Here is a 15,700-nt window from a genome sequence, read left to right as displayed (position 1 = left end):
AACTTGAAGGACGTGGGATCGCCTTTTGAGGGGTAATGCAATGACGAACAGGAACACCTTGATCCGGCTCGCCGTCACGACGGCGCTCGCTTCGACCGCCCTCGCCGGCTGCACCGGCAAGGTCGCGCCGACGGCGGCCCACTCGGCTGCAAAGGCCGAAACCGCGCTCCAGAAAGGCAAGGCCAGCAAGGCTGTCGACCATGCCGAAGCCGCGGTCCTTGCGACCCCGCGCGACGCATATGCCCGCACGCTGCTCGGCAATGCCTACATGGAAGCCGGCCGTTTCGCTTCGGCTAGCCAGGCGTTCTCGGACGCGATCGAGCTCGGCGACACCTCGCCGCGCACCGTCGTGAGCCTCTCGCTTGCACAGACCGGCATGGGTGACCGCGCCGCCGCGATCTACACGCTCGAGCGCCATGAAGCCGCTCTCGATGCTGCAGACTTCGGTCTCGCCATCGCCCTTGCAGGCCAGCCGCAGCGCGGCGTGCATGTTCTCTCCAACGCCCTGCGCGATGGCCAGAACACTGCCAAGGTTCGCCAGAACCTCGCCTATGCCTACGCTATGAGCGGCCAGTGGCGCGAAGCGCGCATCATGGTTGCCGAAGACGTTCCGGCCGACAAGGTCGGCGAGCGCATGGCCGAATGGGGCGCCATCGCCCGTCCGGAACAGTATCGCACCCGCGTCGCAAGCCTGCTCAATGTCGAGATCAGCAACGATCCCGGCCTGCCGACCATGCTCGCGCTGCACAACAATCCCAGCGTCGACATGCTGGCATCGGAAAACGTCGAGCAGGCTGACAGCGACTTCGCTTTCGTCGCCGAGCTTCCCGCTGCCGATCCGGCCGCTGAAGAAGAGATCGTCGCATTCGACGTCGATGCCGCTGACGAAGTCGTAGTCGCCGCTGCAGCTCCTGCCGCACCGGTGCGCGACGAACCGCGCTTCGCGCCGGTCGATGCCGATCGCTCGAAGCCGGTCGTGGTCGCGTCGCTTGATGGTGAAGATGAGGTTTCCGCACCGGCGGCGAAGCCCGCCGTTGCCGCGAAACCGGCACCGGCTGCAAAGCCCGCTGCGGCATCGAAGCCGGCAGCTGCTCCGACCCTCGCGGTCTCGAAGGGTGACTACAACATCCAGCTCGGCTCGTACTTCACGATGGAAGACGCGCTGGCCGGTTGGGAAAAATTCAAGGCCATGTATCCCGAACTGGCTGATGCCGAGCGTTCGATCAGCAAGGCCCGCGTCAACGGCCGCCTGTACTTCCGCGTTGCGGCAGTCGGCTATGCCAAGGACTCGGCGCGCGACATGTGCTCGAGCGTCAAGGGCAAGGGCGGCGGCTGCATAGCCTACGCACAGAATAACCCGCTGCCGGGCGCACTGCTCGACAACGGAACGGTACGGGTCGCAGCGCGCTAAGCGCTCAGACAGAAATACCACCGAGCCTCGCCCCTTCCGGATCCGTCCGGGAGGGGCTTTTCTTATGCGCTAGAGGTCGATTGCGACTCCGCCCTTCCACAGCGCGGTGACGCGGCCCTGCGTGGGCTGTCCGTCGAAGGGCGTATTGCCCGCAGTCGCCGCCATCTTGGCGCCCTGGATCACCCAGGGCTTGTCCGGATCGACCAGCGCGATGTCGGCTTCGAAACCGGGCTTGAGCTCGCCTGCATCGACATCGAGCAGGTTTGCCGGGTTGCGCGATACAAGGTCGAACGCACGCGGCAGGTCGATGACCTCGTCGCGCACCAGCGAAAGTACCATGGCGAGCAGCGTCTCGGCCCCCGCCATACCCGGTTCGGCGTCCGAAAACGGCAGGCGCTTGTCTTCGGGACCACGCGGATCGTGGCCGCTCGAGACGACATCGATCGTGCCGTCGGCAATCGCTTCGCGCACCGCGCCGCGATCGGCTTCGCTGCGCAGCGGCGGCGAGAGGCGCGCAAAGGTCCTGAACTCGGCGGTGGCGAGATCGGACAGCATGAAGTGCGCCGGCGTCACGCCCGCGGTCACGCGCTGTCCGCCTGCCTTCGCCTTGCGGACGAGATCGAGGCCGGCCCTGGTCGTGACCTGGCGGAAATGGATCCGTGCCCCGGCCATTTCTGCGAGCGCGAGATCGCGCGCGATGGCGATCGCTTCGGCTTCCGCAGGCGCGCTCGGGAGGCCGCGACGCGTTGCATATTCGCCTGCCGTCGCAACCGCTTCGCCCGCCAGTGCCGCGTCCTCGGCATGGGTGATGACCGGCATGTCGAGCATCGCTGCATATTGCAGCAGGCGCAGCATGACGCCGCTGTCCGAAATCCACTTGCGGCCTGTGGCAATGCCCCTCGCCCCTGCCTCTCGCATGAGGGCGATCTCGGCGATTTCACGTCCTTCTAGACCGCGCGTTGCCGCGGCGAGCGGGTGAACCCAGAAATCGGGCTTACCGCTCTTGGCGATGTAGGAAACGCGGCTCGGCAGATCGAGCATGGGCGACTGGTCGGGCATCAGCGCCGCGCGCGTGATCCCGCCGAAATGGAATGCCGGCTTGTCGACCGCGAAGACGCCGAGGTCGACGACGCCGGGCGCGACCAGCCTGCCCCGCGCATCGACGATGCTGTCCCCCTCTTCGGCAATGTCCTGCCCGATGGCGGCGATCGCGCCGTCCGCAAGCCGCAGTGCGCCATCCTCAATGCCCGAGGGCGTCAGGATGCGGCCATTGGCGATGATGATGGGGGTCATTTGCTTCATGCCGCGTCTCCCCATCCCTCTACCCCTCGGCCGCGTCGCGTCAGCACATCGAGGCATGCCATGCGGATCGCGACGCCCATCTCGACCTGCCGCGTGATGATCGAACGGTCGATCATGTCGGCGACTTCGCTGTCGATCTCTACCCCGCGGTTCATCGGGCCCGGGTGCATCACCAGCGTATCGTCCTTCGCCCTTTCGAGGCGCGCTTTGGTGAGCCCGTAAAGGTGGTGGTATTCGCGCGCCGAGGGGATGAACTGACCGCTCATTCGCTCGGTCTGGAGGCGCAGCATCATGGCGACATCCGCCCCGTCGAGCGCGGCGTCGAAATCGTGGTAGACTTCGGCGCCCATCGCCTCGATCCCGCTCGGCATCAGAGCAGGCGGCGCGCATAGCCGCACGGTTGCACCGAGCGCCTGCAGGCAGAGCAGGTTCGAGCGCGCGACGCGGCTGTGCAGGATATCGCCGCAGATCACGATGACGAGACCGGTGAAGTCGTCCGCCGTCTCGCCGCGTTCGCGCAGTGCGTGGCGCAGCGCCAGCGCATCGAGCAGTGCCTGGGTCGGGTGCTCGTGCTGGCCATCGCCGGCATTGAGGACGGGACAGTCGACCTTGTCCGCGATCAGTCCGGTCGCCCCGCTCGACCCGTGGCGGATCACGATAGCATCGGCGCGCATGGCATTGAGCGTGATCGCAGTGTCGATCAGCGTCTCGCCCTTCTTCACGCTGGACTGCGCGGCATGCATGTTGACCACGTCGGCGCCGAGGCGCTTGCCCGCGATCTCGAAGCTCAGCAGCGTGCGCGTCGAGTTCTCGAAGAAGGCATTGATGATGGTGAGCCCGGCCAGCGTATCGCTGTGCTTGGTCCGCTGGCGGTTCAAGTCGACCCATTGTTCCGCCTCGTCGAGCAGGAACAGGATTTCGTGTCGCTCCAGCTGGCCGATGCCGAGCAGGTCGCGGTGCGGGAAGGCCAGCGCACCCGCAGGATAGCGGGCCGCATGAGGCGAGGTGTCCGAAGCTGTCATTAAAGCCACGCCCTTAGTCGAGTGGTTTAAGCGCCTCAAGCATATTCCTGTGGCACATCGCACCGCCCTTCCCTACGTCTAGCGTGAAAGACGCAAACAAGGGGCGAGAATTCATGGGTTTTGCAGGCAAGGTCTGGCGCTTGCTGGTCGGCATCAAGGACGGCCTCGTGCTGCTGTTCATGCTGCTGTTCTTCTGGGCGCTATTCGCTGTCCTTACCGCGCGGCCGAGCCCGGCGCAGGTCCGCGAGGGCGCGCTCCTGATCGAACTCGACGGTGTCGTGGTCGAAGAACGCACCCCGATCGACCCCTTTGAAGCCCTGCTTTCCCAGACCGCCCCGATCGGCGAATTCCAGTCACGCGATCTCGTGCGCGCGATCGACAAGGCAGCCGAGGATGATCGTATCACCGCCGTGGTACTCGACCTCGACGGGTTTCTCGGTGCCGGCCAGGTCCACCTGAACGATATCGGCGAAGCGCTTGATCGCGTCCGCAAGGCCGACAAGCCCGTCCTCGCCTATGCCACTGCATATGCCGATGACGGCGTCTTCCTCGCCGCACATGCGACCGAGGTCTGGATGAACCCGCTCGGCGGCGCGATCGTCGCGGGTCCGGGCGGCGACCGCCTGTATTTCGCGGGTCTGCTCGAGCGCCTGAAGGTCAACGCACGCGTCTACAAGGTCGGCACCTACAAGAGCGCGGTCGAACCCTTCACCGAAAGCGGCATGTCCGATCCTGCGCGTGAAAACGCCAATGCGCTCTACGGCGCGCTGTGGGAGGAATGGCAGGCCAGCGTGAAGGCTGCCCGTCCCGCAGTCGACCTCGACCGGGTTACCAAGTCGCCTGCCGAGTGGGTGGAAGCCGCCAATGGCGATCTCGCGACCGCCGCTCTCGAGGCGGGCCTCGTCGACAAGCTGGGCAATTCGGCTGAGTTCGGCGCGCGCGTTGCCGAACTGGTGGGCGAGGATGAGTGGAGCGACCTTCCCGGCGCCTATCCCTCGACCCCGCTCAACGCATGGCTCGAAGCAAACCCGTGGGACAGCTCGGGCAAGGCGATCGGTGTCATCACCGTGGCCGGCGAGATCGTCGACGGCGACGCGGGTCCCGGCACGGCCGGCGGCGCGCGCATTGCCGAACTGCTCGACGAAGCGCTCGACCGCGACTTTGCAGGCCTCGTCGTGCGCGTGGATTCGCCCGGTGGTTCGGTGCTCGCATCAGAAGAAATCCGCGATGCGATCATGCGTCACAAGGCGCGCGACATTCCCGTTGCCGTGTCCATGGCCAATGTTGCGGCAAGCGGCGGCTACTGGGTTTCGACCCCGGCCGACCGTATCTTTGCAGAGCCCGAGACGATCACCGGATCGATCGGCATCTTCGCCGTCATCCCGACCTTCGAGGAAGCCGCAGCCAGCATCGGCGTGACCAGCGACGGCGTGGCAACCGGCCCTCTTTCGGGCCAGCCGGATCTGATCGGCGGTTTCACGCCCGAGGTGGACCGCATCCTGCAGGCCTCGATCGAGGACGGCTATGAAGACTTCCTCTCGCGCGTCGCATCCGCCCGCTCGATGACACGCGACCAGGTCGACACCGTCGGTCAGGGCCGCGTCTGGGACGGCGGCACCGCACGTCAGCTCCAGCTCGTCGACGAATACGGCGGCATGGAAGAAGCCCTCGCATGGGTCGCTGCCCAGGCCGAACTCGGCGATGGCGATTGGCACGCAGCCTATCTCGGCGACCAGGCAAGCAGGACCGACACGATCCTGCGCCAGCTTCTGATCGGCGAAGAAGATGCGGAGGGCCGTGATGTCTTCGCCATGCTCGCAGGCCAGGAAGTCGCGCGCACCGGGATGATCGTAACCGATGCCCAGCGACTGCTGACAACGCGCGGTGCGCAGGCCTATTGCCTCGCCTGCCCGTCGCCCGCTTCTGCCAAGGCGCAGGGGCAGCGAACGCTCGATGGATTCCTCGCGCGCGTGGCGGCCTTCTTCACCGATTGAGGCGCTTGCCATGGGGCGATTCGCCGCGTAAAGGCGCGCCCCTGCCCGGTGCTTCAGGCACCGAAAACGGGCGGGCGCGTAGCTCAGTGGTAGAGCACACCCTTCACACGGGTGGGGTCGCAAGTTCAATCCTTGCCGCGCCCACCATCCTCCCCGGCCACGATATTTCCGCTACGGCTTCCTGCCGGGCGCGATGAGCTTCGGTCTGCTATGCTGCAGACGCGGCTTTCGCACGCCCGAAGGAATCTTCGCGCCGGTCCCGCCCAGCCATTGCGATTCCCGCTGACCTTCGCCTAGGTGAGGTTATCTGCCGCCTTCAGGCACTGCCCCAAGGGCATGGCGAGCACGGCTGAACGACTATCGGAGCTTGAGCACATGAATCTCGAATTCACCCCCGAAGAACAGGCTTTCCGCGAAGAGGTTCGCGCATTCATTGCCGAGAACTATCCCAAGCACCTCGGCGATGTCGGCCTCCGCGAAGACCTCTCGCGCGAGGATTTCCTCGCCTGGCACAAGATCCTCGGCGAAAAGGGCTGGTCGGTCCCCGCATGGCCGACCCAGTACGGCGGCACCGGATGGACCCCGACGCAGCGCTACATCTGGTCGGAAGAGAACGCCCGCGTGAACGCGGTCATGCCGCTGCCCTTCGGTGTCTCGATGGTCGGCCCCGTCATCTACACCTTCGGCAATGAAGAGCAGAAGGCGAAGCACCTCCCCGGCATCCGCAGCGGCGACGTCTGGTGGTGCCAGGGCTATTCCGAACCGGGCGCAGGTTCCGACCTCGCCTCGCTCAAGACCACCGCGGTCCGCGACGGCGACCACTACGTCATCAACGGCCAGAAGACCTGGACCACGCTGGCGCAATATGCCGACTGGGGCTTCTTCCTGTGCCGCACCGACACCGATGCAGCCAAGCCGCAGGAAGGCATCAGCTTCATCCTCGTCGACATGAAGACGCCCGGCGTCGAAGTGAAGCCGATCAAGCTTCTCGACGGCGGTTACGAGGTCAACGAGACCTGGCTGACCGACGTGCGCGTCCCGGTCGAAAACCTCGTCGGCGAGGAAAACAAGGGCTGGACCTACGCCAAGTTCCTGCTCGCCCACGAACGCAGCGGCATCGCAGGTGTCGCCCGCTCGAAGCGCGGCGTTGAAAAGCTGCGCGAGATCGCTGCGAACGAGACGGTCGATGGCGAACCGCTGATCGAGGACTTCGAATTCGCCCGGAAGGTGAGCCAGCTGGAAATCGACCTTGCCGCGCTCGAAATCACCGAGCTGCGCACGCTTGCAGGTGAACAGGCGGGCAAGGGTCCGGGACCGGAAAGCTCGATCCTCAAGATCAAGGGCACCGAAATCCAGCAGCGCCTGACCGAACTCACGCTGGAGGCGGTCGGCAGCTATGCCGCGCCCTACTATCACAGCGTCGCGAACGACGACGGCAGCAACGAATATCCGGTCGGCCCCGATTATTCGTCGCATGCGGCGGAAACCTATTTCAATATGCGCAAGACCTCGATCTATGGCGGATCGAACGAGATCCAGCGCAACATCATCACGAAAATGATCCTCGGCCTCTAAGGCCTGGGCACGATCGGAGAGAGACCCGTGGATTTCAACTTCACCGAAGAACAGGACATGGTGCGCGACGGACTTTCGCGTCTTGTCAGGGAACAATACGACTGGGAAACGCGCCGCGCGGCGATCGCCAGCGATGCCGGATGGCGCCCCGAAATCTGGGCGCAGCTGGCCGAACTCGGCATCCTCGGCATGCCATTTAGCGAAGAAGTCGGCGGCTTTGGCGGCGGCGCAGTCGATGCGATGATCGTGATGGAGGAATTCGGTAAAGGTCTCGTGGTCGAGCCCTTCGTCCCCACCGTGGTCTGCGCAGGCGGCTTCCTGAAGCACGCCGGCAGCGAAGCGCAGCGCGAGGAACACCTCTCGGCCATCATCGACGGCAGCCGTGTGTTCGCCTTTGCCTATGCCGAACCGCGCGGGCGCTACAATTACGCCGATCTCGAAACCACAGCCAAGAAGGACGGCGACAGCTATGTCCTCAATGGCCACAAGGCCGTCGTCATCGGCGCGCCCTGGGCGAGCCATCTCGTCGTCACCGCGCGCACCGGCGGCGGGCGCCGCGATGCCGAAGGCGTGAGTGTCTTCATCGTCGACAAGAGCGCCGACGGCATCACCACGCGTGACTACGAGACCGTCGACGGCCGCCGCGCTTCGGAAGTCTATTTCGAGAACGTCTCGGTCCCCGCAGACGCGCTGATAGGCGAAGAAGGCGCCGCCCTGCCGCTGATCGAGCAGGTGACGGACGAAGCCATCGCAGCCCAGTGTGCGGAAGCCTGCGGAGCGATGAAGGTCGCCCACGCCATGACGCTCGAATATTCGAAGCAGCGCAAGCAGTTCGGCGTGCCGATCGGCAAGTTCCAGGTGCTCCAGCACCGCATGGTCGACATGTACACCGCTTACGAGACCGCGGTCTCGCTCACCTATCTCGCCACGCTCAAACTCGATGCTGGCGAAAAGGAGCGCAAGCGCGCTGCCTCGTCGGCCAAGGTCGGCGTCGGTCAGTCGGCCCGCTTTGTCGGCCAGGAAGCGGTCCAGATCCACGGCGGCAACGGCGTGACCGACGAATATGCTATCGGCCACTACTTCAAGCGCCTGACGATCTTCGAAAGCGAATTCGGCAGCGTAGATCACCACCTCAAGCGCCACATCTCGCTGGCATAAGAGAAAACCTGGCTACCCGGCTCAGGTCGCAAGACCGGGCCGGGTGTCAGACTGCCAAGGCCGGAAAATGGTGGTGCCGAACACGTGTCCCCATCATAACGAATTGAAAGTCAGGAAACCGGAATTCGGCGGCGATTCATAGCCTTGCGGCCGACCCTCTTGACGGTGGTCTCCAATCCCCAAGCCCCTCCCAGAGCGGCTAAAGGCCTCTGCTTTTCGAGAATGCACTCGGCGCACTTCAACTAGGTCGGGAATCTAGAAACGTCCCCCCCCCGGAACCCACCGTTCTCGTTACGCTAAGCCCCTCTCGCCAGATCGAGCCCCTCGGCGATGCTGGAGATGTACTTGAGTGAGAGTTCGGTCATGGGGCGCAGATCCTCTGAACCTCGTCTTCCCATCTTCCAGTGACCCTTCTCGTCGCGTTCCACCCATAGCTTCGCTTCCATCGTGGCGAGCTTGCGGCGAACTGTCTCGCGCGGAATGCCCGTCACCTGGGAAATCGAGAGGGTGTTCAGCGGCTTCCTGAAATCGATGTCACGCTGTTTGAGCAGGTCGGAATAGCTGAACGAAATCGGCAATTCGTCCTTCGGCAAGAGGGCCGCGCCGATCACAGCGAGGATGAGCGTGGAATCGAGGTCGCCCTCGAATGCTTCCCGCAGTTCGCTCAGCAGGGCGATCATGCCTTCGACGTGGCGAGGCCACAGGATCGAGAAATGGTCTTCGGCAATGCTCAAAGGATCATCCTGCATTCAATTACATAGGAGCGGATGATGACAGGAGTGCCCATTTTGGGCAATAAGGGTCTGGTCAATAATGCTCGCCTGATGAAAACAGGGGTCAACGGGTCGCCGAATCCACTTTGCATGGAGTTGGCGAATGAACCTTCGAGCTGTCATTACTCGGGCTACCGGTCCTCGTCCCGCCCTACGCGATTTGCCGATTGCCACCGGTCTTCTGACGGCCTGTCTTGCCTTTGCCCCAGTGGCGCATGGTCAGGACGAACCATTGCCCGATACCGACACCGTCGAAAGCAGCGATACCCAAATCAAGTTCACTCTCGAAGGCGGCATCAACGCGGTTGCCGAAGAGAACCTCTACTGGAACCTCGCAGACCGCTTCGCGCCCTCGGCCAATTTCGATTCCGACACGCAGTGGCTCGAAGTCTACGCGAAGCCCGGCGTCGAACTTACGCATGACCTCGACAGCTCGAGCCAGATTTATGGCGGGTTTTCGGTAGTCGCATCGGCGACGCTCGGCACCGATGCCTTCGACCAGAAGAACACGGGGCGCGTGACGATCGAAGAGGCTTTTCTCGGTTACAGGACCGGGTCTGTCGAAACGGGCCAGTTCGATCTCTCGATCGGCGCGCAGGAGCTCAAGCTCGGCACCGGGATGCTCATTTCGAACGGCGCCTCCAACGGTTTCGAGCGTGGCGCGGTGAAGCTCGGTCCGCGCAAAGCGTGGGAGCGGACGATCATCGCCCGTTTCCGCAGGCAGGACCTGACCGCCACGGCATTCTTCATCGACCCCAACGAACTCGCATCCAACAACACGAAGACGCACAGTGTCGGCGGGGACATCAGGCTCGATTGGGGCAAGGGTGACTTCGCAGGCGTCAGCTACGTCAACGTCCTGCAGTCGGGGGCACCCTATCCGCAGGCCGCGCCCGGCGGCATCGGCCCGCCCGACTTCCTCGACGGCGGCCGCGAAGGCCTGAATGCCGTCTCGTTCTACAGCCTCGTCCACCCCGCTCCGGATGCCGTTCCGGGGCTCTATGTCGGCCTCGACGGGGCCTACCAGTGGAACGACCGGATAAGCCTCGACGCCTGGGGCGGGCGCATCAAGATTGGCCATGCCTGGAACGACAAGCCGTGGCGCCCCGACCTCTTCTGGTCATACCAGACTTTCTCGGGCGACGATCCGGACACGCCCGAGCTCGAACGGTTCGACCCGCTCAACTACGAGGGCTCGCCGGCGAGCTGGGCGACGGGATCGAAGGCCGCGCTGGTCTTCATCAACTCGAACGTCCAGTCCCACCAGCTGACACTGAGGACCATGCCGAGCCCCAAGGACTTCCTGACTTTCAGGGCAGCGCATATCCGGGTGAACGAGCTGCGAAGCCCGATCCAGTTCGGCCAGGCGACACGCCTCGAAATCAGCGATGACCTGGGCAGCGTCATTTCCGGCGTCACGGCCAACCATCTCGCTGACGATTTCTTCGTCGAATACACGCGCGTGCTCACGCCGAACATCTTCCTGACAGGCGGTTTCAGCATCTCGATCCCGGGTGAGGGAATAGAGAACGCATTCGGCGGTGACGCTCCCAGCTGGACCGGAGGTTTCGTGAACGTCGTCGTCAATTTTTAAGCGCGCCGCAAAGGCGGCTTCCCCAAGGAGAGGAGTTCAAATGATGAAAAGGCTCATGACCCATTCACTGGCGGCAGGTGCGCTCATGCTTACCGCCGCAGGGATGTCGCCCGTCAGCGCGCAGGACGATGCTGGCGAAGCGCTCAGCGAGGAGGAGCAGGTCGACAACGGCCTCAAGAACTTCGGCTATATCGCCGGTCTTTCCCGCGGGTGTGTGGCCGAGAACCAGCAGGCCGCATTCGAGCGTGACGTGCTCGAAATCCATGCCTCGATCACGCGGCTGCTCGGAGTGGACCGGGCGTTCCTGTTCTCCGCCGCATTCGGATACGGCACGAGCGTGATCACCGACAATGAGAACTGCGTCGAAGTCCTCCGGCAGTACGAGAGCCGCTCGGAAAAATTCCGCGGCGCAGCGCAGGGAGGCTGAGCGATGTACGGCAAGATATTAGTATTGGTCGGAGCCGCGACAGTGCTCACCGGCATGCCGGTCGAGGTGCAAGCCCAGAGCTGGGAAGTGCGCCGGGAAATCCGTGAGGCGAACCGCGAGGTCAACCGGGAGCGCCGCGAGGCCGATCGGCGCATCCGCCGGTGCAAGGACCGCGAGTGCGTCGAACGCGAATATCGCCGCGCCAATCGCGAGGTTGCGCGTGAACGGCGCGAGGCTCGGCGGGAAGTCAGCCGCGAGATCCGCGAGGATTATTACGACCGCTTCTATCGCGGCAACGGCCGTTGGTGGCGCGACGGGCGGTACTGGAACCGCAACGACTACCTGCGTCGCTACTACAATCGCCGCGACAACGACGGCGCGGATGTTCTCACCGGAGTCCTAGTGGGTGCGGCCGTGGTCGGGGTGATCGCAGCTGTGACGGACGACGACTGACAGCCTTGAACAGGGAGTATATCCATGCGCTTCATCTCTAAGATTTCCGGGGCCCTGCTCTCGCTGTCGGTTGCTGGCGGGATGGCCACCACGGCGGCCGCCCAGCAGGGTCAGGCGCCCCTCTCGGCGGAGGAATCCGATCCGCGAGTGATGGGCTGGATGGTCGGCTCCCCGCCGCCGGAAGACAAGATCATCACCCAGCCGGATTCGGTCTATTTCAGCTTTCCGCGTCTGAGATGGAGCGTGTGTCACTTGCGCGAATTCCTCCCGACCGAAGAGATCAGCCGCGGACTGGGCGCGCCCGTCCCCCTTTCCTACCTGCCGCCCGACCAGCTCGGCGAATATGCGGATGAGATCGATGCGCTGACCTTCACGCCAATGAATTCCGACGAGGATATGACGTGGGAGGAATCGCTGGGCGCGAACTACACCGACGGTCTCCTGATCATGCACAAGGGTCGCGTGGTCTATGAGAAATACTCGGGCTGCCTGACCGAGGACGGCAAACATGCCGCAATGTCGATGACCAAGTCGCTCACGGGCCTCCTCGCGCAGATCCTCGTGACCGAGGGCCGGCTCGACGAAAACGCGCGCGTAATCGACATCATTCCTGAAATCGAGGGCAGCGCCTTCGCCACGGCTACGGTGCGCGAGGTCATGGATATGACCACCGGCGTCAAGTATTCCGAGAATTATGCCGACCCTAACGCGGACATCTGGGTCTATTCGCGCGCGGCGAGCCCGCTCCCTAAGCCGGAGGGCTACACCGGTCCCAACGGCTATTGGGAGTATCTGCAACAGGTCCAGCCGGACGGCCGCCACGGTGATGAATTCCACTACAAGACGATCAATTCGGACATGCTTGGCTGGATCATCACGCGCGTCACCGGGAAAGAGGTGACGCAGCTGGCCTCGGAACGGCTCTGGTCGAAAATGGGCGCAGAGCAGGCCGCATACCAGACCGTGGACGGCAAGGGCGTTCCCTTCGCCGGTGGCGGGCTGACCGCAGGCCTACGCGACCTCGGCAGGCTGGGCCAGCTCGTGCTCAATGGAGGCGTCATCAATGGAAAGCGCCTGTTCCCGGCCGAAGTGACCGAGCGGATAAGTCAGGGCGGCGATCCGTCCAAGTTCCTTGGTTTCCCGACCATGCCGGGTGGCAGCTACGCCAGTCAGTGGTGGTCCTTCCACAATGACCACGGGGCCTATGCCGCTCGCGGTGTCCATGGCCAGACGATCTATATCGACCCGACTGCCGAAATGGTGCTCGTCCGGTTTGCTTCGTTCCCGACTGCAGCGAACGGGCGGATCGATCCGACCTCGCTACCGGCATACCAGGCAGTGGCCGAATACCTGATGTCGAAGGACTGAAGCCAAGCGCAGCGGGGGGAATTAGATGTCGGCAGCAAGGTTATGGGCGCTTTTGATCGTGGCTTTCGTGACGCTCGGGTTTCCGACGGGTGTGCTCGCACAGGAGGCCGAACCGGATAGGCAGGAGCCAGAAGTCACCGAGGCTCCTGCCGAACCCGCACCCGACGAACTGCTCGCTCTTGCCAGCCAACCGAATATCTCCGTGGCTCAGCTTTCACATCTGCTCGTGCCGTTGACCGTGGAGGAACTGGAGGAAGTCAGCGAAACCTGGCTCCAGCTCGTCCGCGGCAAGACTGCAGAGATCGCGCGGGCGCAAGCTGAACGCGTAAGCAGCGCAAACCCGTCGGACGAGGCGAAGATCGCCGCGATCGTGGGCCTCGTCGAACAGCGAGCCCGCCTGCTTGAGCGATATACACTTGTCGTCGACTCCCTGGAGCGCAAAGGTGGCAATCCGGATCTGGTTCAGAAGCTTCGCTCCTACCGGCAGGGCATCCTATACGAGGAAACCGCGCTGGCTCCCGCAAGAGCTCTCTTTGGCTCCTTCATCGAGTGGCTCGGGAGACCTGACGGCGGCATAGCCGTGCTCTGGCGGATATTCGTCGCCTTCCTCGCGGTCGCAGCCATCATCCTCGTGGCCCGGATTGCGAGAGGCTTCGTGAAGCTCTGGATCGGCAGGTTCACGAAGCTTTCGAAACTGCTGCAGGCATTCATCGTCGGAGCTTTCTTCTGGCTGTTCATCCTCGCTGGCATCATCGTCGTGCTGGCCTCCGTCGACGTCGATATTACGCCCGTCTTTGCCCTCATCGGCGGTGCCTCATTCATCCTCGCATTCGCCTTCCAGGATACGCTCGGCAATCTCGCCAGCGGACTGATGATCATGATCAACCAGCCATTCGACGAGGGCGACTACATCGAGGTCGGCGGCGTCGGCGGGACAGTCAAGAATGTGAACATGGTCGGCACCACGGTGGCGACGCCGGACAACCGGATCATTGTCGTCCCGAACAAGAACGTCTGGGGCAACGTGATCGTGAACGCGACAGCGAGCGCTACGCGACGCGTCGACCTCGTTTTCGGAGCTTCCTACGAGGATTCCATCCAGGAGGTGCTGGACCTTCTCAAGGAACAGGTTGCGGCTCACCCCAAGGTCCTGTCCGACCCGCCGGCAGATATCCGACCCACCGAACTGGGCGCTAGCGCGGTCAACTTCGTGTGCCGCCCATGGGTCAATGCCGAAGACTATTGGGACGTGAAATGCGAGCTCACGCAGAAGGTCAAAGAGGCCTTCGATGCGCGCGGGCTGACTATGCCGTTCCCGCAGCAGGACGTGCATGTGAAGTCGCTGCCGGAAAACAAATGAAGAATACTTCGGTCCTCAAACGCTCGATATAGCGCAGGTTACGAAAGTTTTCCCAAGAGGGACCCAAACCACTTTCAGGCCCAGAGCACGTTACGCTGGGACTTCAGTTCTAGGTTTTTGAAGGGGTGGTGCCGCTTACGTGACTCGAACACGTGACCCCATCATTACGAATGATGTGCTCTACCAACTGAGCTAAAGCGGCACATTCCCGAGGAGGGAAGTGGAGGCCCGAGCCGGAATCGAACCGGCGTACAAGGATTTGCAGTCCTCTGCGTCACCACTCCGCCATCGGGCCTCGCCCGACCTTTGGGAGGCGGGAAGCGGCCCACTAGCGATTCTCAGGAAGCTTTGCAATCGCCTTACGTAACGTCAGTCTGGACGAAGACAGATTGGCGGGCGATGGAGGGGCATGAGCATTGCCAGCCTGACCGATCCGATCACGCCCGAGGGCGGGAAAATCCGCTTCGAAAACCTCGAACACTGGCTGCAGGGCCGGACCATGTATGGCGGGGCTTCCGCGCTCATCGCCTATACGGCCGCCGTGCGTGCCTTCGACGACCTGCCGCCGCTGCGTGCGGGTCAGGTGGCCTTCGTCTCCCCGACCGGCCCCGAAGTCGAACTGAAGCGCGAGATCGTGCGCCAGGGACGCAATGTGGCGCAGGTCCGCAGCGAGATCTGGTGCGAGGGCAAGTGCACGCTGACGGCCTTCTGGCTGTTCGGCACCGAGCGCGAGCCCAATGCAGTGCACGAGGCAGCGCCGGTCGAAAACTGGCCCGGCCCGCCCGAAGAGGCCGATGCGGCTATGGAGGGCAAGGGCCCTGCATTCCTGCAGAACAATTTCGAGATCCGCCGCGCACAGGACATGCGCGGCCCCGGTGCGCCGGTGGTCCGCCGCTGGGCGCGCCTGAAGGACCGGGGGGGCCTCGATCCGATCAGCGAGCTGATCCTGCTCGGCGACGTGCTTCCGCCGGGGGCGATGCGCGCCATGCAGCGGCAGGGACCGATCAGCTCGATCAACTGGTCGTTCAACCTGCTCCACACCGCACCGACGACCGATGACGGCTGGTGGCTGTCGGAGAACGCCAGCCAGCACGCGGCGGGCGGCTATTCGTCGGAGCGGCTCCGTCTCTGGAACACCGAGGGACGGCAGGTGCTCGACGGGATGCAGAGCGTCGCGATCTTCGGCTGACACGGGCGCTTGCCGGTAGGGGACCGGAAGCCTCATGCGGCACGCGGTGCTGCATTCGAGTCGGACCGACCCGT

13 protein-coding genes and 3 tRNA genes are annotated in these 15,700 nt (G+C 63.7%); 11 read left to right on the top strand and 5 right to left on the bottom strand.

The window, feature by feature from the left end:
* Window positions 1-40 precede the first annotated feature (40 nt).
* Window positions 41-1,411 carry a tetratricopeptide repeat protein gene (locus tag K3163_RS03230; protein WP_221552211.1) on the top strand — a complete coding sequence of 457 codons (1,371 nt, stop codon included), beginning with the start codon at window positions 41-43 and terminating at the stop codon, window positions 1,409-1,411.
* A gap of 69 nt (window positions 1,412-1,480) precedes the next feature.
* Here K3163_RS03230 and K3163_RS03225 read toward each other — a convergent pair whose 3' ends face one another.
* Both K3163_RS03225 and K3163_RS03220 read right to left on the bottom strand, forming a co-directional pair.
* Window positions 1,481-2,713: a dihydroorotase gene (locus K3163_RS03225; protein ID WP_221552209.1), complete on the bottom strand. Its 1,233-nt coding sequence runs from the start codon at window positions 2,711-2,713 to the stop codon at window positions 1,481-1,483.
* The gene (locus K3163_RS03220) at window positions 2,710-3,735 is read right to left on the bottom strand and encodes an aspartate carbamoyltransferase catalytic subunit (protein ID WP_221552207.1); all 1,026 of its coding nucleotides are present in this window, start codon (window positions 3,733-3,735) and stop codon (window positions 2,710-2,712) included. The genes K3163_RS03225 and K3163_RS03220 overlap by 4 nt, the downstream gene beginning before the upstream one ends.
* 113 nt (window positions 3,736-3,848) lie before the next feature.
* On the opposite strand from K3163_RS03220, the gene sppA reads away from it, so the two are divergent.
* From sppA to K3163_RS03200, 4 genes are all read left to right on the top strand, one after another.
* Window positions 3,849-5,729 carry a signal peptide peptidase SppA gene (gene sppA / locus K3163_RS03215; protein ID WP_221552204.1) on the top strand — a complete coding sequence of 627 codons (1,881 nt, stop codon included), beginning with the start codon at window positions 3,849-3,851 and terminating at the stop codon, window positions 5,727-5,729.
* 72 nt (window positions 5,730-5,801) lie between these two features.
* A tRNA-Val gene (locus K3163_RS03210) sits at window positions 5,802-5,876 on the top strand.
* A gap of 228 nt (window positions 5,877-6,104) precedes the next feature.
* A complete protein-coding gene (locus K3163_RS03205) occupies window positions 6,105-7,304 on the top strand; it encodes an acyl-CoA dehydrogenase family protein (protein WP_221429233.1) in 1,200 nt (399 codons plus the stop codon).
* Window positions 7,305-7,331: 27 nt separating this feature from the next.
* Window positions 7,332-8,462: an acyl-CoA dehydrogenase family protein gene (locus K3163_RS03200; RefSeq protein ID WP_221552202.1), complete on the top strand. Its 1,131-nt coding sequence runs from the start codon at window positions 7,332-7,334 to the stop codon at window positions 8,460-8,462.
* A 296-nt stretch (window positions 8,463-8,758) separates the two neighbouring features.
* Here the strand turns inward: K3163_RS03200 and K3163_RS03195 are convergent, their stop codons facing one another.
* Window positions 8,759-9,196 (bottom strand): helix-turn-helix domain-containing protein, encoded by a 438-nt coding sequence (locus K3163_RS03195; RefSeq protein ID WP_221552185.1) that lies wholly within the window; start codon window positions 9,194-9,196, stop codon window positions 8,759-8,761.
* Window positions 9,197-9,467: 271 nt separating this feature from the next.
* Here K3163_RS03195 and K3163_RS03190 point away from each other — a divergent pair, with 271 nt between their 5' ends.
* From K3163_RS03190 to K3163_RS03170, 5 genes are read left to right on the top strand one after another with little or no spacing between them, the layout of a single operon-like run.
* Window positions 9,468-10,829 carry an alginate export family protein gene (locus K3163_RS03190; RefSeq protein WP_221552183.1) on the top strand — a complete coding sequence of 454 codons (1,362 nt, stop codon included), beginning with the start codon at window positions 9,468-9,470 and terminating at the stop codon, window positions 10,827-10,829.
* 40 nt (window positions 10,830-10,869) lie between these two features.
* Window positions 10,870-11,256 carry a hypothetical protein gene (locus K3163_RS03185; RefSeq protein WP_221429237.1) on the top strand — a complete coding sequence of 129 codons (387 nt, stop codon included), beginning with the start codon at window positions 10,870-10,872 and terminating at the stop codon, window positions 11,254-11,256.
* Between the two features lie 3 nt (window positions 11,257-11,259).
* Complete coding sequence (locus tag K3163_RS03180) at window positions 11,260-11,709, top strand: hypothetical protein (RefSeq protein ID WP_221429238.1); 450 nt, start codon at window positions 11,260-11,262, stop codon at window positions 11,707-11,709.
* 24 nt (window positions 11,710-11,733) lie between these two features.
* Window positions 11,734-13,077, top strand: a complete 1,344-nt coding sequence (locus K3163_RS03175) for a serine hydrolase domain-containing protein (protein WP_221552182.1) — start codon at window positions 11,734-11,736, stop codon at window positions 13,075-13,077.
* Window positions 13,078-13,135: 58 nt separating this feature from the next.
* Window positions 13,136-14,437: a mechanosensitive ion channel family protein gene (locus K3163_RS03170; protein ID WP_221552180.1), complete on the top strand. Its 1,302-nt coding sequence runs from the start codon at window positions 13,136-13,138 to the stop codon at window positions 14,435-14,437.
* Between the two features lie 126 nt (window positions 14,438-14,563).
* Here the strand turns inward: K3163_RS03170 and K3163_RS03165 are convergent.
* Window positions 14,564-14,639: transfer RNA gene (locus K3163_RS03165), tRNA-Thr, on the bottom strand.
* 19 nt (window positions 14,640-14,658) lie between these two features.
* Window positions 14,659-14,732, bottom strand: a tRNA-Cys gene (locus K3163_RS03160).
* 114 nt (window positions 14,733-14,846) lie between these two features.
* Between K3163_RS03160 and K3163_RS03155 the strand changes: the two genes are divergently transcribed.
* Complete coding sequence (locus tag K3163_RS03155) at window positions 14,847-15,626, top strand: acyl-CoA thioesterase (RefSeq protein ID WP_221552178.1); 780 nt, start codon at window positions 14,847-14,849, stop codon at window positions 15,624-15,626.
* The last annotated feature ends 74 nt before the right edge of the window (window positions 15,627-15,700 follow it).

Source organism: Qipengyuania xiapuensis (assembly GCF_019711395.1).
In the GTDB taxonomy this organism is placed as follows: Bacteria; Pseudomonadota; Alphaproteobacteria; order Sphingomonadales; family Sphingomonadaceae; genus Qipengyuania; species Qipengyuania xiapuensis.
This window is presented reverse-complemented; position numbering and strand designations above follow the sequence as displayed.